15 protein-coding genes are annotated in these 21,503 nt (G+C 39.4%); 12 read left to right on the forward strand and 3 right to left on the reverse strand.

From position 1 onward, the window contains the following. Nucleotides 1-31: 31 nt before the first annotated feature. Nucleotides 32-4,888 carry an AAA domain-containing protein gene (locus AC3WTL_RS02465; protein WP_492368931.1) on the reverse strand — a complete coding sequence of 1,619 codons (4,857 nt, stop codon included), beginning with the start codon at nt 4,886-4,888 and terminating at the stop codon, nt 32-34. 775 nt (nt 4,889-5,663) lie between these two features. Between AC3WTL_RS02465 and AC3WTL_RS02470 the strand changes: the two genes are divergently transcribed. The 8 genes from AC3WTL_RS02470 (at nt 5,664) to AC3WTL_RS02505 (ending at nt 14,720) form a co-directional block, all read left to right on the forward strand. Then, on the forward strand, nt 5,664-6,209 hold the full coding sequence (locus AC3WTL_RS02470; RefSeq protein WP_341076431.1) for a helix-turn-helix domain-containing protein: 546 nt from the start codon (nt 5,664-5,666) through the stop codon (nt 6,207-6,209). A 45-nt stretch (nt 6,210-6,254) separates the two neighbouring features. Continuing rightward, nucleotides 6,255-8,300 carry a hydantoinase/oxoprolinase family protein gene (locus tag AC3WTL_RS02475; RefSeq protein WP_492368932.1) on the forward strand — a complete coding sequence of 682 codons (2,046 nt, stop codon included), beginning with the start codon at nt 6,255-6,257 and terminating at the stop codon, nt 8,298-8,300. Further along, nucleotides 8,301-10,049, forward strand: coding sequence for a hydantoinase B/oxoprolinase family protein (locus AC3WTL_RS02480; RefSeq protein WP_492368933.1), 1,749 nt, complete (start codon nt 8,301-8,303; stop codon nt 10,047-10,049). It begins immediately after the preceding gene. 1 nt (nt 10,050) lies between these two features. Continuing rightward, nucleotides 10,051-10,380, forward strand: a complete 330-nt coding sequence (locus AC3WTL_RS02485; RefSeq protein ID WP_492368934.1) for a cupin domain-containing protein — start codon at nt 10,051-10,053, stop codon at nt 10,378-10,380. Between the two features lie 95 nt (nt 10,381-10,475). Next, entirely contained in the window at nt 10,476-11,825 is a 1,350-nt protein-coding gene (locus tag AC3WTL_RS02490) for a purine-cytosine permease family protein (protein ID WP_492368935.1), read from the forward strand. 146 nt (nt 11,826-11,971) lie between these two features. Next, nucleotides 11,972-12,526 carry a hypothetical protein gene (locus tag AC3WTL_RS02495; protein ID WP_492368936.1) on the forward strand — a complete coding sequence of 185 codons (555 nt, stop codon included), beginning with the start codon at nt 11,972-11,974 and terminating at the stop codon, nt 12,524-12,526. Nucleotides 12,527-13,142: 616 nt separating this feature from the next. Beyond that, nucleotides 13,143-14,042, forward strand: coding sequence for a formyltetrahydrofolate deformylase (gene purU / locus AC3WTL_RS02500; protein WP_492368937.1), 900 nt, complete (start codon nt 13,143-13,145; stop codon nt 14,040-14,042). A gap of 189 nt (nt 14,043-14,231) precedes the next feature. After that, a complete protein-coding gene (locus AC3WTL_RS02505; RefSeq protein ID WP_250800638.1) occupies nt 14,232-14,720 on the forward strand; it encodes a DinB family protein in 489 nt (162 codons plus the stop codon). Between the two features lie 95 nt (nt 14,721-14,815). Here the strand turns inward: AC3WTL_RS02505 and AC3WTL_RS02510 are convergent, their stop codons facing one another. Next, the gene (locus AC3WTL_RS02510) at nt 14,816-15,286 is read right to left on the reverse strand and encodes a DinB family protein (RefSeq protein WP_492368938.1); all 471 of its coding nucleotides are present in this window, start codon (nt 15,284-15,286) and stop codon (nt 14,816-14,818) included. A gap of 324 nt (nt 15,287-15,610) precedes the next feature. Beyond that, entirely contained in the window at nt 15,611-16,168 is a 558-nt protein-coding gene (locus tag AC3WTL_RS02515) for a helix-turn-helix domain-containing protein (RefSeq protein ID WP_492368939.1), read from the reverse strand. A 113-nt stretch (nt 16,169-16,281) separates the two neighbouring features. Here AC3WTL_RS02515 and AC3WTL_RS02520 point away from each other — a divergent pair, with 113 nt between their 5' ends. The 4 genes from AC3WTL_RS02520 (at nt 16,282) to AC3WTL_RS02535 (ending at nt 21,485) form a co-directional block, all read left to right on the forward strand. Continuing rightward, the gene (locus AC3WTL_RS02520; RefSeq protein WP_492368940.1) at nt 16,282-16,878 is read left to right on the forward strand and encodes a LysE family transporter; all 597 of its coding nucleotides are present in this window, start codon (nt 16,282-16,284) and stop codon (nt 16,876-16,878) included. Between the two features lie 162 nt (nt 16,879-17,040). Further along, nucleotides 17,041-18,615, forward strand: a complete 1,575-nt coding sequence (locus AC3WTL_RS02525; protein WP_492368941.1) for a PucR family transcriptional regulator — start codon at nt 17,041-17,043, stop codon at nt 18,613-18,615. Nucleotides 18,616-18,726: 111 nt separating this feature from the next. Then, complete coding sequence (locus tag AC3WTL_RS02530) at nt 18,727-19,911, forward strand: amidohydrolase family protein (RefSeq protein ID WP_248347814.1); 1,185 nt, start codon at nt 18,727-18,729, stop codon at nt 19,909-19,911. Nucleotides 19,912-20,069: 158 nt separating this feature from the next. Continuing rightward, nucleotides 20,070-21,485, forward strand: coding sequence for a sodium:solute symporter family protein (locus AC3WTL_RS02535; RefSeq protein WP_492368942.1), 1,416 nt, complete (start codon nt 20,070-20,072; stop codon nt 21,483-21,485). The last annotated feature ends 18 nt before the right edge of the window (nt 21,486-21,503 follow it).

Genomic DNA, 21,503 nt, shown 5'->3' on the forward strand with positions numbered 1-21,503 from the left:
AAGAACCGACCAATATGATCGGTTCTTTCTTTTACCCCTGATAACTAGTAAACCAGGCAGGCCTTTTATTCGTTGATTTACTCCCATTATAAGCAAAGGTGAAGGTTATTTTTTGTTTTCTCAGCTCTTCTATCAAGTCAGTTAGCTCTTGGTCGCCGATTAGCCACAATGCTCCGCCTTTTTCTCTTTTATCAACCACTTCGTATCCTAGATTTTCTAGGTATTGCTTAAGACCGGTTCTGGGTGTTGCTGTTTTATCAATCAAGTTTGTGCTGCTTTTTGATTCACTAGGTGTAGTATCTAATTCCCTTTGGATTGATTCTGTCTTTTCAAGATCGTATTGTTCAAGTGGTAAATCGTTTTTTGCAATATCATTTACCATTTGTGATGAGGTAAACGGTTCTAATCCAGCTGCAGTCTCGCCGCTTGCAGCAAAAATGGTTTCTGCCTCATTAGATATGGTTTCTACCAATTCTGGTTCACTATTTGCTTTATCTTGCATAGGTTCAATATCATAATATTTTAAGGTATCCCACAAAGAAGAAAGAGCCTTTTCAGGGTTAAAGTAATAATCACTGCCCCGGACCCTCCAGAATGCCCATCCGCAGCGTTCAAGGATACGCTGGCGGTTCATATCATAATCGTACCGGTCAGGGCCATGCCATTGATCCCCGTCACATTCAACTGCTATTCTGCCTTTTTGGCCTTCAATTACCATATCAATTCGGTAGCCAGCTACTTCATGCTGAGGAATGACTTTGAAGCCTCTTGCTGTGATTTGATCATAAACTGATCTTTCAAAGTCACTTTCACAAAGGGAACGGTTTGTTTCCAAGATTTCAATGGCTGGATCTTCACAATAGGAGATTAGCTGGTAACGGAAACATTCTTTATTCCGGAAATCATTTACCGTCGGTGTATGGAAAAGCCATAACTGGTCTTTTGCACGGCTGACCGCAACATTAAATCTTCTTTTATCTTTTTCCGTGGTTATAGCCCTCATTGTTGTTTGACCAGGGGCTGCAACCATGCTGATAAACATAATATCCCGCTCATCCCCCTGGAAAGCATATGCATCGCCGCAAATAATATTTCTTTTCTCAATCTCTTCAGTTCCGATTTCTTCAACCAGAAGCCTTTCGATTAACTGTGCTTGCCCTTCATTTTGGAGCGAAATAACACCCATGGATTTATCTTTATAGTTAGGGTTATTTATACACTCCTTCATTTGACTGACTAGTGCTTCTGCTTCAGGCTGGTTAATCACTTTTGAACCGGAGCCTTCCCGATATCCAGATGGAACATGAACAGATTTAATTGGTTCTAACCTGTTAGGCGGGTATTGTCTTAGCGGAATTAATGGTGTATTTGAATAGCTGATCCTGTTAGAGAATTCGATAATCTCCGGCATACACCGGAAATGTTCTCTTAACGTAATTCTTCCACCAAATAACACGTTCGCCAAATCAAAAAAAGAATTCTCGATGTCAAGCATGTCAGCAAGTTTAAAGTCACTGAGATACTGGTTGCGCAGATATTGGACATCTTCACGTTTAATCCCTACATATTCAGGGCTGATCTGTTTGTCGTCCCCAACAACTATCAGCTTCTTTGCTATATACTGCAAAATAACGGCATCGGGACCGGATTGGCTGGCCTCATCAATGATGACAACATCAAAGAGGTTAGGTTTTACATCAAATGTTTCAAACACTCGATATAACGGCATGATCCAAGCTGGAATGGCATCCCGGCATTCAGACATATGTTTTTGGGCATCTTTGAGATGGATGTGAGCATTTTTCCCGGTTCCTTTCCCGACCTTTCTCATCGAGGTAGTCCAGGCAAGCAAGTGCTGCCTCTGTCCTTCAGTCATGGAACCTAATGTAGAATACCAGGCTTTTTTAGCTCCTAACCTGCTTATTGTCGATTTTATTCGTTTGTCTAAATCATTCAGTTCTTTTGTATGTGACTTTTCATCTGTATTTGAGAAATCAATCAGCCAACTTTTTGCTTTTGCCCATTTCATGGCATTTGGCAAATGTATAAACCGTTCCTTCCAAACAGGTTCCTCATAAGAAACAAGAAGATCTGAATATAGCTTAGGAAGCGAAATCTTAAGCTTCTGTAATAATGCTTCACACTTGCTGCTTTTTCTTCCATACTCATCTAGTTCATGGATGAGTTTAATATTTTTTGTGTATTTTTCAGAATCTCTGTTCCGGATTGAATCAATTAAATCACCAACAACCTGATGTTGTTCGTTTGTACCTACCGACTGCTGAATGTTTCCGATAAGAGAGTTCATTTTCAATTGGATTTCGTTTAATTCTTCTTTTAGATTCAACAATTCAAGCTGAGTTAGTAGAGAAGCAATTTCTTCATTGGTAATAGCGAGTTCCTCAAATAAATGAATATGCCCGAAATCGTTTGTCATTTTTTCCATTAATTGTTTATAATCCAATAATAGGTTGAATGGCTCGATTAAATCTTCTATATTCGCTGCATTTAGTGATCTGGACTGTCCAAAGTTCTGTTCAATCTTTATTTGATCCTGGACCACTTTACCAATCCGATTTAAAGTATGATCTACTGTTACTGCTTCTTCTAAAAAAGCTACCGTTTCGACGGAATCGCATTTTCGGCCATCAACTCGGACATCTTTCACGATATACCAGGCATCTTTCACGACTTTAGGTCTCATTAAAGGGACGCCGAGTCCTTTTCCTTCTTTCAAGTGAGCATGAAGTAAGGATACGTCCGACAGAAGCTGAGATAATGGAACTTGGTCAGTACCATGAATTTCAGTTAAACTATGCTTTGATGCAAGACCCTTGATCTTACTAAGTGATTCGATGACCTGTGTATAAAACTCTTCCCAGGGTCTGAACCTATTCCCTATAAGATCCTGGAAAGCTGAAGATAGCCACTGCTGCTTTTTCATTGCAATCTGGTTGGATAGGGAAGACATCTCATTAAGTAATTTATTGAGCAAAGCTTGCTGGTCTTTACTTAAGCTTGAAAGTATCTCAAGTTTATCTTGATTTGCGATTTCGTAGTTTTTAATTTCTTCATTTAAGGAAGATTCACGCTTCACATTTCTTGTGAATGTTTCTTCATCATCTAATAGATCATGAGGTGGAAATGATAATTGAATTTCCTCCTGAATATTCTCATTTAGAAGAGATAGTAATTCCAGGAGTTCTGCTGCCTCAGAGCTGGTAATAGGGCATTCGGCATCCATTTTAACCTGGTCTTTGAGCCAGGAGTAGTAGTCTTGTTCTTCGTTAATAGTCATAGCAATCTTTTGGGCTGTTCCCTGGTATTTTCCATCTAGCAGATTATGCTGAAATGTTTCTTTCTCCCTGATTGATCGCATTTTGTTTTGCAGGATTGCTTTCTCTTTACGCATTTCTTTAAGTTGAGTTGTCAGTTCAGCAATCTCATTGGACATCAGTTCTGAATTCCAGGTATCACGCTTGTTTGAAATCGTTTGAACGACCTTTTCTAAATCTTTGAAGGATTTGGAATCGGCGCCAAGTAAGCTAACACATAGACTTTGCAGTTCTTCTGGGATTTTTCCTTTTAATACTTTAAGAGCTCTTGCCGTTTCACTGGTTATGAGCACTCTTTTCCCTGTAGAAAGCAAATGAGAAATCAGATTGGCAATTGTATGGCTTTTTCCTGTACCAGGAGGTCCCTGGACTAAAACTCCATTTCTGGTTTCCAAATTCTTGATTATCTTTTGTTGATCTTCATTTGCTTCAAGAGGGAAGTAAATAGTCGAATCAACTGGCAGGGTACCGGCTGATTGGTTATCCTGGGTGCCGGCAGACTGATGGAAATCATCAATTTCTTCAAAAATCCTCTTTATACCTTGAGGAACTTCTTCTCCTGACTCCTTCACATTTTCTACAATTGTATTACAAGCCTGCTGAAATCCTTTTTCAGTCCGCTTCCTTAAAATAAGGGCAGGACTGTAAAAAATGCTAGGTTCTTTATATGTTTCCCTGGTATTGGCCAACTCATTTTCATGGAATGTTCCATTTGACGATAATGAAAAAGCAAAGGACCTGCAAATTGAATTTAATAAATTTTGATTCCAGAAAGACTCCTGTAATTCTTCTAATTTTTCCGCAATAGGCAATAAAGATTTGTTATCTAATCTGCTGCTTAATTCAAGCATATCCTGTTCTAATTCAGGCTTAATTCCTTCTGATGATGGCATGACTCGTATAATTCCATTATTGGCATCAAATTGAAACCCACATGAAGCGGTCAATATATGCCTGTGAATGACTTGGTCATTAGGATCCTTCCAATTCAATAGCCCAACAGCAGCTATAAGTTCATACTGATCCCCGAGCTTTTTCTGTTTTTGATAAATGGAGAATAACTTCGTGTATATACTTTGGACTTTTTCATATCGTTCAAATTCCTCTTTCCACACATTCCATTTACCTGCTAAGTAGAAATCAAACTTACGCTGTATTTCTGAATGATCTTCCAAATATAAATATTTTTGCTCAGCCTCAGCATCAGTTTCATCCTGGTCTGTATCATCCTGAAAATCAGGATTTGGGATTTTTTCTAAAAGGGCAGGGGCAGTGGTGTCTTCTGGTTTGTAAGCAGAGCTTATCCAGTCCTTTAAAGCTTTAGGCGGATGTGGAAAAACTGGCTTCACTGGTTTTTTGATCTCCACCCAAGTATCTTTCACTTTTGAAAAAAGCGGGGAAATACAACCATCTTCATCTGGAATTTCATTTAAAAATACGTAGTTCTCGTAGTATTGTAGATCTCTAACCAGAGGGGCTTTTAATAAGGAAAGTTCTTTTAAATATGTAAATAACCTGACTGTTTTATCTATATGTAAATCAGTATTGATCAAAATAATCATCCTTTCAGTAAAAACTACATCTTTTTACAAAATATGCATAATACAACTGTTTATTATAACATGGGACAAAAGATATGGATTATGGGGTTTTTTTCTTTTACGATATTCATAGCCAATTAAAAGTATATGAAGAGGGCTTAATTATATATTACTAATTGACCGTATTGAAAAATTGTACACGTTGGTTAGTAAAATGGCAGAAGAGATGGTTGTTAAGCAGAGTTAATGGTGGACTTTAGCATAGGGGCGAAATTAAAAAAACCAAATTTCTCTGTTGAACGGATTTCCTTTTTGCGCAATAAATTTCATTGAGATTGTATAATGGGTTTTGTATACAACGTCAGAGTAATCATAGCGCTTAAGAAATTTTCTAAAAGGAAGTACCCACTATTGAAATAAAGAAAAACATCATAGAGCAGTATGTCATTTAATATAGCATGCTATTAAGTGAATATAAAAAGCCTGTTTCCTGAAAAAATATCTTCAGGGAGCAGGCTTTTTATTTTTAGACTTTTAGACTTAATAAAGATATTTGATATGGGAATTCTTCATCACAAATGGAGTGAACAATAAAGTTAAATCTAGCTGACCACCGAACACTTTAAAGAATGTAGATATAATCAAAAGATAATTATTTTTTGTTTCTTAATTTAAAATTTTCTTTCAATTCAAAAATTAATATGCTATCATACTCTTAATTACAGTATTACTTAAATTATTTACACCAGCACTATAAATTTACAGTTCGGCTTCAAAGGAGTTCATTATGGATGAAATTTACAAGAAAATTAAAGATTTAAGGCTTCAGAATGGCTATACCTTAAAAGAATTAAGTGAACGTACTGATTTATCAATCAGCTTTCTTTCTCAAGTCGAGAGAGGAACAACTTCCTTAGCTATTACTTCATTGAAAAAAATAGCCGATGCATTGAATGTTAAAATTTCTGAGTTTTTCGAAGACGAGAAACCGAATCAGAATTTTATGGTGAAGTCCAGCGAGCATAAGCCATTTAATATCAAAGGATCGGAATTTACTTATGTCCGAGTGAATGGTGATTTTCCAGGCAGAAGCCTGGAGCCGCTGTTGGTTACATTAGCACCCAACCAAAAACAGACACAGCAGTTTGGCCACGCAGGTGAGGAATATTATTACGTATTAAAGGGCCTTGTTATTTTTCACGTAGATGGTAAGGAATACGTTATCCGGGAAGGTGATTCCATTCATTTCCCATCTACCTACCCGCATACAGTTGAAAATCCGATAAGCGAAGAATCAAGATTACTTTGTGTTTTAACGCCAGTTATATTTTAATTGGCCTTTATAAATAAATCTATAAATACAGAAAGGTGGAGTATCATGCGTGTAGCTACTGATATTGGCGGAACTTTTACTGACCTGGTTTATGTCAATGAAGAAGGTGAGATTGGGGTTGCCAAAAGCCATACCACACCTCCTAATTTTGAAAAGGGGGTTATCGATGTTATTGAGAAAAGTGGGATAGATCAAACAGCTATCCAGACTTTTATTCATGGCACCACTGTTATTATTAATGCCCTTACTGAACGAAAAGGTGTAAAGACAGGTCTAATTACAACTAAAGGATTCAGGGATGTACTGGAAATTGCACGTGGAAATCGTCCGGATTTATTTAATGTCAGGTATCAAAAGCCGGTTCCATTTGTTGAGCGGTACTTACGTCAGGAAGTAGAAGAGCGCTTAAACTATAAGGGAGAAGTGCTGTCTTCGTTAAATAAGGAACGAATAAAAGAGATTATTCACTATTTCAAGGAACAAGAAGTAGAAGCGATAGCTGTTGCCTATTTGCATTCCTATGTAAATCCAGATCATGAAATTGAGACTGTAAATTTGGTAAAAGAGCTGTGGCCAGAAGTAGCTGTCACGGCATCACATGAGGTAACAAAAGAATGGCGGGAATATGAGCGAACTAGTACGACGGTTCTTAATTCATATGTAAAGCCAATTGCTGCATCCTATGTGAACCGGTTACATAATAAATTAGTAGAAAACGAAACTGATAGCCAAAATTACATTATGCAGTCAAATGGTGGGACAACGACCTTTAATAGTGCAAAGCAAACGCCTATTAATATGGTAGAGTCTGGACCTGTTGCCGGGATTTATGGCGCAGCTGTACTTGGTGAAATCCTGGATGAGAAGAATATTATTGCCTTTGATATCGGCGGGACTACTGCAAAGTGCTCCCTGATTAATCAGGGAGAGGTAAAGGTTTCTACTGATTATTTCATTGAAAAAAATGAGCGCAGTGCTGGCTATCCAATAAAAGTGCCGGTTGTTGATATCGTGGAGATTGGAAATGGCGGCGGTTCTATCGCATGGATAGATGGCGCGGGCTCTTTAAAGGTTGGTCCTCAATCTGCAGGTGCTTTGCCTGGACCGGTTGCCTACGGTCAAGGTGGTACGGAGCCAACAACCACTGATGCGAACCTGATTACAGGAAGACTTTCACCAGAAAACTTTGATTATGAAGTAGATTTGGATAAAGTGAAGGCTGCCGTTAAAGAGAAGGTTGCCGATCATTTTGGAATGTCTGTTGAGGATGCTGCATTAGGCATTATTCGAATTGCAAACTCCAATATGCTGAATGCCTTGAAACTTATTTCAGTACGAAAGGGCCATAACCCTCGTGAATTCTCGCTGGTCGCTTTTGGCGGTGGAGGATCGATGCATGCACCGGCACTGGCTAAAGAGCTGGGTGTTAAGAAGGTTATTGTTCCAGTTGCTTCCTCCGTATTTTCAGCATGGGGCATGCTCATGACTGACTTAAGGCATGATTATATCCAGACATACATTAGAAGATTAAATCAATTAGATCCTAGTGAGCTAAATAAAGAATGGAATTCAATTGAAACTCAAGCGCTTAAGCAATATCAAGAAGAGGGAGTTTCAGAAGAAGACGTGCTATTTACAAGATTTGCGGATATCCGCTATCTAGGTCAGGAACATACTGTAAAGGTTCCTGTTCCGAATGGGGAATGGTCTGAAGAAACCATTTCAGAAGTAGTTGAACGCTTTGGAGATCTGCACGAACAGCATTACACATTTAAGCTGGAAGGGACTCCAACAGAGATTGTCAATCTGCATCTAACAGCATTCGGGAAGGTATTAAAGCCTGAACTAAAAAGATTAACCTCTACAAGCAGCGATCCGCAAGAGGCTTACAAAGAAACTCGTCCAGTCTATTTCGAGGACAGCGGATGGGTTGAAACGAAGGTTTACTACCGCAGTTTATTTGGTAAAGGCATGAAAATTTCTGGACCTGCCATTGTAGAGGAACCGTCTGCTTCTACAGTTATCTATCCTGATCAATCCTTAACTGTAGATGAATATGGGAATTTAATCATTGAAACAGGGGTGGAATAAATGACACAGATTGTTCGGAGTAAAGTAGATCCATTTACACTTGAGATTGTGAAAGACTCACTGGTTGCTATTGGAGATGAGATGTTTATTGCCCTTGCTAAAACCTCAATGAGCCCGATTATTTACGAAGTATTGGATTACGCCAGCGGCCTGACCGATGCAAAGGGGCAGCTTTTGACACAAGGAAATGGTGTAACCGGATTTATCGGGATGCTTTCTGACATGGTTAAACAAACACTCAAAAAGTTTGGTGACGGAAAGTTAAAAGAGGGCGATATCATTATCATTAATGACTCCTATGGTGGTGGCGGTTCACACCTTTCGGATGTTGGATTGGTCATGCCAATATTCTTTGATGGGGAAATTGTTGCTTTTTCGGCCAATAAAGCACATTGGACGGAAGTAGGCGGAAAAGATCCAGGTTCCTTCAGTAACGATGCTACAGATATTTTTCAGGAAGGCTTACAATTTCCGAGTGTAAAACTTTTTAATGAAGGTGAAATAAATCAGGCGATAGTCGATATCATAGAAGCCAATGTGCGTTTTCCTGAATTATCTTTAGGAGACATGTGGGCACAGGTTGCAGCACTGAAAACAGGTGAAAAACGAGTCAAGGAATTATGTGAAAAACATGGGAAAGAATTATTTTTATCTTCAGTAGATTATCTGCTTGATCACGGCGAACAGCTTGCACGCCAGGAACTAAGTAAATTGCCAAAAGGTACTTTTAACGCAGAAGGGTTTATTGATGATGATGGTTTTGGAAATGGCCCTTTCAAGATAAAAGTGAAAGTAACCATAACAGATGATAAATTCGTTGCAGATTTTAGAGGCAGTCATCCTCAGGTTCCAGGACCTGTTAACTGTTCTTATACAGCACTGGTCTCTGCTGTACGAACGATTTTCCTGGCGATTACAAATCCTTCGCAAGATGCGAATGATGGAGTTTTCCGCCCATTAGAAGTTATTACGGATAAAGGATCTGTTCTTTCCGCAGAACGTCCTGCACCTGTATCAATCTATTGGGAGAGTATGCTGGCAGGAGCAGATCTGATATGGAAAGCTCTTGCTCCGGTTGTTCCTCATAGGCTTAATGCAGGACATTTATTATCTGTTTGTTCAGTTGTCTTATCAGGGCAGCATCAGGATACAAATGAACCTTTCTTAATAGTTGAACCATCAGTTGGAGGCTGGGGTGCTTCTGAAGGTCAGGATGGCGCCAGAGGACAATTCTGTATTGGTGATGGAGAGACCTATAATGTCCCGGTGGAAGTTGCAGAAACCAGGTATGGTGTAATGGTTGACGAGTACAGCCTTCATACAGATGGTGCTGGAGCAGGGGAATATATAGGCGGTTCTGGTGTCATTCGTTCCTATAAAGCTTTAAGTGACAACCAAATGGTTTCCGTTACATTTGGACGGAATAAGTTTGTTCCTTGGGGAATGAAGGATGGCCAAGACGGTTCAGCGAATGAGGTGTATATTGAAAAAGCCAACGGGGAAGTAGATGGTCCTTTTGGAATTTATCCTAGGTATCCGCTGAATAACGGTGATGTCGTAAAATTGGTAACCGCTACAGGCGGCGGCTATGGTGACCCATATAAACGCCCTGCATATCAAGTAGCCCAAGATGTGAAAAATGGCTATATTACTGCTGCCCAGGCAAATGAAAGCTATGGGGTAATAGTAAATGAGAAAACATATGAAGTTAAAGGCTTAACAGAAGATCGTCTGCAGAGGGGGAAATAAAGTGGAGGTATTAAATTTAGAGAAAATTAAGGCCGATCCAAATGCGGCCGTTCCACTTAAAACGGTATTTTCACAAAAAGCTCTTGCTGGAGATTTGAAAGTGGGAACAGTTGTTATTCCACCCGGAAAGCGAGTTCCTTTGACTGGAGTTTCAAACCATAGAGAAAACGAATATTCCATTATCGTAAAAGGTTCCATTGTAACAGAAACCAATGGAAAAACGTATCGGGTGTCAAGTGGGGAAGCAACCTATATTCCTGCTGGGCAAGAGCATATTGCCTATAATGACAGTGAAGAAGATTGTGAAATTGTTTGGGTGTTGGTTGGTTAGCTTCAATCACCATAAAGACCTTGCATGGGCAAGGTCTTTATTATAAAAGGATTTTACAGAATATTCCGATATGAATTTAAAGGAGTTGAATAGAAATGGAAGATGTGTCTCTAAGGAAAAGCAGTGGAAAAGATGAAGCTCTTGCTTCTGTGCCAATGAATGAGAGGCAGCACTGGATTTCACCCGCTGTTATATTTGGGGGACTGGAATTTACAATTCCGGTTTTAATGGTTGGTGCCACGTTAACAGCCAGTTTCGGACTCGGAAAGCTATTTTGGATCTTGGCAGCAGCTCTCTTTGTCTTCCAATGGATCGGAAATGCCCTCGCAGGCTATATAGGGGCTAAAACTGGCCGGTCCTCTTCCGTAATTGCCAGAACCAGCTTTGGATCAACCCAGGCACGGTTTATCGTAGGATTGACTATCTTTATCGTTTCTATGGGCTGGTGGGCATTGCAGACGGCAGTTGCCGGTAATGCCATTTCAGCAATGTTTGGAATTGACTATGAGTCGCAGTGGTTCCTTTGGGCGCTCGTAACAATCATAGCTGGTCTGCTATTTGCACTTCCGTCCATTATTGGCTACTCATCTATGAAATGGACTGATTACTTAGCTGTCCCTGCTGGCCTTCTTCTAATTGCGGGCGGTATCTTCTATGCTTTAAAAAATATCGGCTGGGAAAAGATCTTATCCTGGAACCCTGAACCGCAAATGACTTTTCTTGCTGCCGTTAGCTTAGTCATCGGTATTAATGTTTCTCAATGGGTTATTGCCTCCGATTATACTCGCTATGCAAAACCGAAAGTAAAAGACAACGTACTCATTCCATTAGGCATCATTGCAGTAGGTTTCCCGCTATTCTATGTTGGAGCCATTATGTCCATAGGAGTAGGCGATGCTGATATTGTCAATGTCATGATGAATTTAGGTTTCCCGATCTGGGGCTTTCTCATCTTATGGTTAGCAACCTGGACGAGTCAATTAGTAAATAATTATAGTATGGGCTTGGCTTTAGCTAACATGCTAAATGTGAACTCTAATAAGGGAAGAGCACTTCTTACATTAGCTGGTACTATTGTTTCTATAGGAGTTGCTTTGGCGGGGATCCTTGATTATTTTATGGACTTCCTATATATGACTGCTTTAATCTATCCAGCCATAGCTGGTGTTATGATGGCTGACTTCTTCTTTATAAGAAAACAGCAGTGGGTCGACAACAAAGGATGGAACTGGATGGCTACCATCGCATTAGTAGTAGGAACTTTGGTTGGATACTTCACACAATACGTGTATTCATTTGGATTGCCTGCCGTTCAATCAATTGTTGCTGCAGGAATTGTATATATGATAGCTATGAAAGTTAAAGCAAGGGTTGCACCTGATCACTTTACAGAGATTACTAACCAATCGGAACTTATTACTTCTGAGAATTTAAAAGCTCAGTAATTGAAAAAGCTGGGATAATGTTTTTTGAGAAACTATAATACATGCAGCGTCAGCCCTAAATAAGGTCTGACGCTTTTTTTATGGGTTGTTTTAGAACTAAAAGGATGTGGAAGAGTTATAAAAAGGAAAAAGGAAGTGTGTTACTAGTGTCTAGAAAAAGAACACTTTCAGATGAAACTAAGATAGGCGGAACTGATAAAACTTTAATCGATTTCTGGAAATGGGGATTTTCTGATTTGCTAAGCAACTCATTAAGAGGAATATTTGCGGAGTTTTTAGTAGGAAGTGCTCTAGACTGTCTAAATCAGTCAAGAATCGAGTGGGATGCTTATGATTTAATTTATCGAGGGAAAAAGATTGAAGTAAAATCTGCAGCATATGTACAGACCTGGCATACTGACACATTTTCAAAAATTGGCTTTAACATTGGGGCGAAAAGGGAATATAGTTATACAACTAGGAAGTATAGTACAGAGATTAGAAGACACGCTGACGTTTACATCTTTTGTTTATTGAAGGAACAAGATATTGATACTCTTGATCCATTGAATGTGAGTCATTGGGAGTTTTATATTGTCCCGACTAAAATCTTAGATGAGCGTTTTCCGACTCAAAAAACAATTAGTCTATCTTCTTTAAGTAAAATAGCAAAGCCGGTTAGATATTGTGAAATAAAGCCAAAGATAGATGAAATTATTTAAATATTCAATAGTGTAATGAAAATAAACATAGGGACGGTTCTGGCGATTCAACCTGATACGCCGGAACCGTCCCAATTGTTTTTTACCAGCTAAAAAAAGGCGAGTCTTTTTTGTATTTGAAGCCTGCTTCTGAAGAAATAAAACTGAGTGCCTGTCCCCATGTTCAGTAAAGTTTTACCATGCTAGGAGATAGGCAGTTATTATCTGTATCTTTTTTTTCAAAAAAAATAAGGTTGGTTGATTGGAAGGTAAGGTGCGAGACTCCAGCGGGAGGCTCACCGCCCGCCCCGCGGTTCGCTAAGCATCCTTGAGCGGAAATCAACCTCTCCTCACTCTTTATTTTTTAATCACAAAATCATAAAAAAACAACAATCTTTCAGCAAAGAGCCAACTAATAAAGAGCTGCCGCTTATTCGAGTAGCACTTCCTCGTATACATTCCACTCGAAGAAGTGCCTGTCTGTCCATTCCACTGAAAGGGCTGGCACCAAGATTTCAGCATTACTCCATGTTTAACTATCCCATAAACCAAAATAAATAACTTTATAAAAAAATATGCTTTTAAATCCAGAACAATAAGTCTATTATAGTTATTAAAATTAAAAAAGGAGATTCATATGAATTCATCTATTCAAGATCAACTTCAAGTATTTAGAGAAGGTCAAAAAAACAGGGGGCGGCTGCTTATCAATTGTCCCGATCAACCGGGAATTGTGGCTGCTGTATCCCAGTTTCTGTTCCAGCATGATGCTAATATTATCGAATCGAGTCAATATTCGACAAATCCAGAGGGTGGCACCTTTTTTATCCGAATCGAGTTTGAATGTCCTGGTTTACAGTCGAAGGAAGAAGAGTTGAAGAGTCAATTTAAGGAAATCGCAGAAACATTTTCAATGGAATGGAAATTAGCATTTGTTTATGAATTGAAGAAGACAGCTATTTTCGTATCAAAAGAACTTCATTGTTTACGTGAGCTGTTATGGGAATGGCAAAGCGGTGATTTGCTTACCGACATCGCTCTTATTGTGAGCAATCACGAGGAAGCAAGACAAATTGCAGAATCCTTGCATATTCCATTCTTTTACATACCAGCAAGTAAAGTAAATAGAGAGGAAGTTGAAGAAAGACAGCTGCAGCTTTTAAAAGAATTTGATATTGACTTAATCATCTTAGCCAGATATATGCAAATTTTGACGCCAGCCTTTGTTGGGGCTCATCCATTCAAAATCATTAATATTCATCACTCTTTCCTTCCTGCATTTGTTGGTGCGAGGCCATATGATCGAGCCCATCAGCGCGGGGTAAAAATAATTGGGGCAACGTCTCATTATGTTACAAACGATCTTGACGAAGGACCAATCATTGAACAAGATATCAAGCGTGTTGACCACCGGGATCATATTGATGATCTAAAAAAGAGCGGACGTTCTATTGAACGAAGTGTTCTTGCCAGAGCGGTTAAATGGCATTTAGAAGACCGGATTATTGTTCATGAAAACAAAACAATTGTTTTTTAAGGATTGAGGCAGCCAGAGAATCAAAATTACATGAACAAATCCCCCCTTTTCCTATAGATGCGCTTTGGTAGGGGGGCGTTATCAAATTTGTGCAGACATAACACTTATCATATTGGACAGATCATCTATATTCGAAAAGTCCAGGGTCCCATGCAAAGTAAAGAGTAGAAAGAAAAGAGGACGGATACAATGGAGCGGAAGGAATACGAGTGGGTCAAAGAGAATCGAGAAGTGCTTTTGGACTTTTGCAGTAAAATGGATCCAAAAGATTTTACGTGTGAAATGGGATTCGGCTGGCAGAGTGTGCGTGACACACTTGTTCATGTAGCGAATTGTTATCATGGCTGGCTAGGATCATTTGTTTTATTAAAAACGAAGAAGCCTATCACACCTAGAGAAAACTATCCGACAATCGGTATCGAGGAAATCAGGACACTTTTTGAACAAGCAGATGCTTATGTGTATGAAGTTCTTGAGTCATTTTCTCAAAAAATGGATGAGTCAATCGTGCGGCCTATTCCTTGGAGAGAATCAACTGAGGAGATTTCAATGACTCCTCGAAAACTGTTCATGCATACTGTCACTCACGAATACCATCACAAAGGACAGATTATGGCGATGGCCCGCCAGTTGGGGTATGAACCGCCAAATACAGATGTTCTGGGGACGAGAGACTAGATTTATATAAGAAAGGATGCCCAATGGTGCTGTTCGTAATATCAATGGGCACCCTTTGTAACTTTTAAGACTAAAATTAAATGATCTTTCCTTTTTTAGTTCTTTACACCTGTATGATTAATAACCCGTTCCATTGCTTGAATATGCCCCAAATGGTTTGCTTCATGAAACAACGCAAATTCGGCTAATTCACCAAAGGTTTCAAGTCCCAAAAATGGTTTATCCAGCTTTTCATTTAACCGTTCAGCTGGAATTTGCTGGATTCGGACCAATTGATCCTTCAGCTGTATAATGAGCTCATCTGTTTCAGGTATATCACCTTTCCAATCAGCCGGCTTTGTACCGTTCCCAAATAATTCAATATAGTTTGCAGGGATATGGGTCGTTTTGTGGGGAAAGCCAAACATAAACTGTTCACAGACCGTTAATACATGGCCAATATGCCAATGGATCGTGTTGTTAAAACCGTCTGGCTGTATACCTGCTACATCCTTTGATACTGACTCGATCTTTTTAATAAAATAACCTCTTGTCTTCTCAAACTGTTTAAACACTAGTTCATTCATTCTTTTCTCCCCTTCCAAATATTCTCATCTGTCAATATACCAAAAATCCGGGAAGATTAGGAGTGTCAATGGACTGAAAAATTGATTATTGTTATCTTTTATATACGGCGAAGGTTTAGAAAATGCAGGACCTTACATCCAACCAATTATAATGTCACTTACACAACGTTACGCAAACCATTAAGCTTTTCTTTATCAAACAGGTTGATGATATGCTGTGGGGAATATTAACCGAGGAAAGCAGCCCCGGGAGGCTGCTTTTTGTGCGGAAGGGTTTGTCAATTTAAGCTTTCAGTTAAATTTACGCCAATCATAGGAATTCTTTTATTCTGCCGGATAAAATAAGATCATACTGACACGTGCCAATGATTTCCCTGAATTATGATAGGTATGCGGTCTATCCGCTTTGAATCTGATGGAGTCACCGCTTTCTAACGTATATTCATCGTTATTAACCCGTATGGTTATCTCCCCATCAAAGACCACAATCAACTCTTCAGTTCCCTCTATATGTGGCTCAGCACTCAGGTATCCACCTTTGTCAATTTCGACGGTATACACTTCAAAACGCTTATCGTTTTCGAAAGGAAAGTAAGGGTATACCCGATACCTGCCATGATCCTCTGATAATGTCTGAATGTCCTTCTTTGAAACAAGCTGCGTATCCGGCAGGGGATGATTAATCAGTGAGGTAAATGAAATCTTAAGACCGTTCGCAATCTTCCAGATCGTTGTAATCGTTGGGCTTGATTCGCCCCGTTCAATTTGGCCGATCATCGTTTTGCTAACTCCCGTTAATTCGGCCACCTTCTCTAAACTTAATTTTCTATTTTCTCGATATGCTTTTAAATTTTTAGCAAGAATTAAATGAATTTCCTCCATAGCTGCATTCCTTTCGTGTGTACAATATAACGTCCGTGATATACAATATGTAGTAAATCGGTATACTGTCGTTTTTGTACATTATAACATACATGCGGAGGGGGAAAGGAGCTATGTCTTTATTATCTTTTTTCTTATATGTTTTTGTGACCAGCTTTACTCCAGGTCCAAACAATATTATGGCCATGGTATTTGCCAATCGGTTTGGGTTAAGAAATACGATTCGATTTTGTTTAGGGGTAAGCGCCGGTTTCTTTGTCATTATGATACTTTGCAGCTATTTTAATCTATTGCTTCATCAATACATTCCGAGAGTTGAATTGATTATGACCATCATTGGAGTTATTTATATGCTGTTTTTGGCATTTAAGATTATGACCAGTAAATCGGATGATCCAAACCATAAGGATGGGAAGCATAACGGCTTTTTAATTGGGATGCTTTTGCAATTTATTAATCCAAAGGGGATTTTATATGGGGTTACCGTTATATCAACCTTCATCCTCCCATACCACACATCCCATGCGAGCCTGATTTTCTTTTCTATCCTCCTTGCTTTTGTTGGTTTTCTGAGTACCTTTTGCTGGAGTGTTTTTGGATCTGTTTTTCAATCCTTTCTGGCGAAGTATCGAAATCAGTTTAATGTCATAATGGCTTTGCTGCTGGTGTATAGTGCCGGGTCGGTTCTTGTGGGGTATTTTATTCGGTAAATGTCTTATTAATGGGGTACAGCCAATAGCTGTACCCCATACTTGTTTAAATCATTAGTTTTATTCATTTTATTTAACAGATGTTGCCTTTATAATATAAACAAACTATTGGATACATATAAGAAATTCATAGATAAGTATTTTTCCAAAGGGGGGAGTCTAATGATTACAGTCAACGAGTTTGCAGATGTGTTAGAAGGGGATAATATTTTGCTGGTAGGCGGCAAACAAAGTATAAATAAAGAAATCGCCTACCTAACAAGCATGGAGCTTACCGAAAAAACATCCCGCATGAAAGAAAAAGGGTTTGTTATGACCACATTTCACGCTTTTAAGGATGTGGATCAAATCATTAGTCATTTAGAATGGATGCAGGAGATCGGAATTAGTGCAATTGGTTTTCATACAGCAGCATTGAAAACAATTCCGAAAGAAGTTGTTGACTACTCCAATACTCATTCTTTCCCGCTTTTTGAAATCCCCCAAGAGGTCCCATACTATAGCATCCACGAGAAATATAATCAGCTGGTAAATAAGAAGGAAAATGAGCAGGCTTCGAAAATACATAGATTAAATGAAAAGCTAATGGAAATTGTTCTCCTGGAGAAGGATTTGAATTCAATTGTAAAAGTAATAGGAGAATATATTAACAATGTTGTGTGCGTGTTAGATCCGTATTTTGATTTGATTGCGTATTGGAAAACGAAAGAGCAAACCAGAGATGAGATTAAGCACCTGATTAATTTGATCATAAACCAGCATAAAGAGAACGTGTTAAAAGTGCGCTTCACCAATCGTGAGACGAATATAGCTGTTAAAATGGATTCTCTCTCTGATCAGAATTTCAAGGTAGCGCCGCTGTTTTCTAAGATGAACTTTCTTGGCTATCTGATCATTTGTCAAAATGGAACACCGGATAAGTTTTCAGAAGAGGTTATTAAGAATGGTATACGTGCCTTAAGCTTAGCAGCCTATAATAAAAATACACTGCTTCACTATCAAAAGAGCAAAGATATAGAAATGCTTGAAGGTATTTTTCAAGGTGAATCCGATGATAAGAGCCTATCTGAATTTTATATGGACCTTAAGAAGGTAAGATGCATTTTCCAGGTGCAGTCCTCCACTCCGGAAACACTTCAGTCAAAACTTCAAATGCTTTCAGAGAGTTTAATAGAAAATGAAACAAATTCCCGATTGTGGATTTATAATAGAAAAATTGTCGGGGTGATCGATTCGATAGTAGACAGAGAGAGGGTAGCGGCCATTCTGACAGACTACCCTGGAATCCGTATCGGCGTAAGTGCGATAGATGAAGTGAACCATTGCAGTAAAATTAAAGCTATGTTTGACCAATCATCTATGGGGCTGCTGCATGGCCACATTCATGATGTACAATTGGTGTTTTGGGACGAGATGGGGATTGAAAAAATCGCCTACAATTTACAATCCCATCATTTGTTTCAAAACTTCGATGAAGAATTACTGGGTCCATTGATTGCCTATGATCTGGAAAAGAATGCTTCCTTAACCGAAACACTGTTTACATACTTAAAACACTTTTTCAATCTGCAAAAATCAAGCAGTGAATTATTTGTACATCCTAATACGGTAAAGTACCGATTGCAGAAGATAACCGAGTTAATGCAGGTGGATATTCAAAATCCATCTCATTATTCGATGCTCATGATGGCCTTTTCCATATACAGAATTAAACAAAAAGCAGATCAATTCCAATAGAATTGTTTAAAAGGGACAAATTACTGTCTCTTTTTTGTTTGTAGTATACAATGATAAATAATCTTTCTATTGTTATGATTTTGAATAATCATACAATAGGAGGGCTTCAAAATGCCAACAGACACGAAATGGATCTTAAAAGGCGGCAGCATTATTGACGGACTTAATGATGAGGTGGTGGAGAATTCGTACATCAAGGTTGAAGACGGAAGAATAACGGAGGTCAAAGAAGGAGAGCCAGGTGATGCAGAAGGGTTTGAAGTCATTGATTGTACCGGAAAATATATACTTCCCGGACTGATTGACTGTCATGTGCATCTCGTTTGGAATGGCAGTGCAGACCCGCAATCCCTCATAAAGAATGAAGAGAATGACAGAATCGCTTTGGAAGCCTACAAGCATGCATTGGATACACTGAAATTAGGCGTCACTACGGTTAGGGATTTGGGTGCACCGGATCGAACCGTTTTGCATGTCCGAAATGTCATTGATTCCGGCTTGCTTTCAGGGCCTACCATTATTGCTGCGGGTGCACCTATTTGTATGACAGGCGGACATGTCTATTATTTAGGCTATGAATCTGACGGGCCGGATGAAGTCCGCAAGAATACTAGAAGGGTGCTCAAGGAAGGGGCAGACCTGGTTAAGGTGATGGCAACCGGCGGTATTTATACAAAAGGGGAAGAGCCTGGTTCCGTTCAATTAACAATAGAGGAACTAAGTGCAGCAAAAGAAGAGGCTTTAAAGAAAAATAAGAAGGTATCTGCTCATGCAGATGGAATTGAAGGGATCATGAATTGTTTAGAGGTCGGGATTGACACAATCGAGCATGGAATTTACGCAGATCGTCAGGCTCTTGAAATCATGAAAAATCAGGGAACCTTTTTGGTACCGACAATGGCCGTCATGAGACAGCTTATAAGCAGTCCTGACATTCCGGCATATGCTCTTGAAAAAGCTAAGCAGGTAGTGGGACCGCATTTCTCGATGCTGCAGGAAGCTGTTCAAATCGGAGTGAAGATTGCGACAGGTACTGATTGTGGTTCTCCATTAACCCCGCCCCGCTATTATTTTGATGAATTAAAGATTATGCATGAAGCGGGAATGTCAGAAATGGAAGTCATTAAAGCATCAACGAGTGTTGCAGCTGAATGTCTCGGAATTGAAGATCAGCGCGGCAGTATTTCTCCAGGAAAGTTCGCAGATTTGCTAATTGCAGACAGCAATCCTCTAAATGATTTAAATAGTTTGCGGGGAGACAAGCTTGTGATGAAAAATGGTGTTTTGGTCAGCTGACCTGCACTGTTCAAGCTAGCTGTAACGGGGCTCTGCGATTGCGGAGTCTCCCTTGGATAAATTCCAAAGAAAATTTAATAGGAAACATGGATCACTGTTCCAAGATTAAATCTGCATTAAGCTTCCACACAGCCTTATACAAAAAATAATTAAAGGGAGTGAGCTTATTGAACATTTATTTAGTTGCAGTTGTTCTTTACCTGGTTTTCATGGCGTTGATTGGTGTGTATTTCGCAAAGAAGTCGGTGAAAAACAGCGACGACTTTATGGTTGCAGGACGAAGCCTGCCGCTGTTCGTCGTAATGGGAACCCTTCTGGCAACGTTTGTTGGGTCTGGAACTGTTGTCGGCGGTGCAAGTTTTATTTACCAATACGGACCGTTTGCCGCTATTTTCAATCTGTCAGGCGGAATTGTTGGAGCTATTATTTTGTATTTTATCGCTTCTAAAATCCGCCAGATTGAAATTTATACAGTACCAGACCTTTTGGAACGGCGCTTTGGAAAAGCAGCTCTTTATATATCATCCGTTATTATCATCTTTGCCTTTGTCGGAATCACAGCCTACCAGTTTACAGGCGGAGCCTATGTGCTGCAATTAACCACAGGCATTCCACTGGAAATAGGAGCCATCATTATGTGTGCACTGGTTATCTTCTTAACGGTAAGCGGCGGGCTATTTTCGGTTGCGTATACGGATGCACTAAGTGCCATTCTCATTATCATTGGCTTTCTATTCGGGGTTCCCTTTGCATTGAATGCTGTTGGGGGATTTGAAGGATTATCTCTATCTTTGCCTGAAATGAATAAATCCTGGAATGGCGGCTTATCATTTCCTCAGCTTCTCGGCTTCTTCCTGCCATTGTTTCTGCTCGTTCTGGGTGATCAAAACATGTATCAGCGATTTTCCGCTGCGAAAGATCCGAACGTAGCCCGAAAATCCACGATCGGCTTTTTTGTTGGCAGTGTGTTTGTCATTAGTTTAACCATCATCTTAGCAACTACCTCCATTGTACTTTTTCCAGAAATCAAGCCTGATACAGCCATTTTATCACTTGCGATCGATGGTGTACCTCTTGTAGTCGGATTGCTTATTCTCTGTTCAGCCGTTGCCTTTATTATCACAACAGCTACCTCTTATCTTCTATCTGCATCAGGAAATATTGTCAGTGACTTAATCCAGCGCTCAAGTAAAAGCAAGCTATCAGAAAGCAAACTTCTATGGTACAACCGTGTGATTGTCGTGGTATTAGGAGTCCTTGCATATGTGTTAGGTCAATTCTTCCCAAGCGTCCTGGCCATCCAAATGTATTCGTATACGATGTATGGCGCGTCCTTAACTCCTGCCATTCTTGCAACCGTATTATGGAAGAATGCGACAAAAGCAGGCGTGATCAGCTCCATGCTTGTGGGTGGTTCTGCAACGATGATTTGGGAAATCGGTCTTGACCGGCCTTTAGATTGGAATAGTGTACTGTTTGCCCTTCCATTATCAGTTTTAACACTCATTATTGTCAGCCTTGCAACGAGAAATAAAAACGTCACAACAGACCTCACTACTGATCATACAAGCTAATTTGACTTTAAAAGGAGT

The sequence above is a fragment of the Cytobacillus sp. EB106-05-05-XG126 genome, assembly GCF_058791715.1.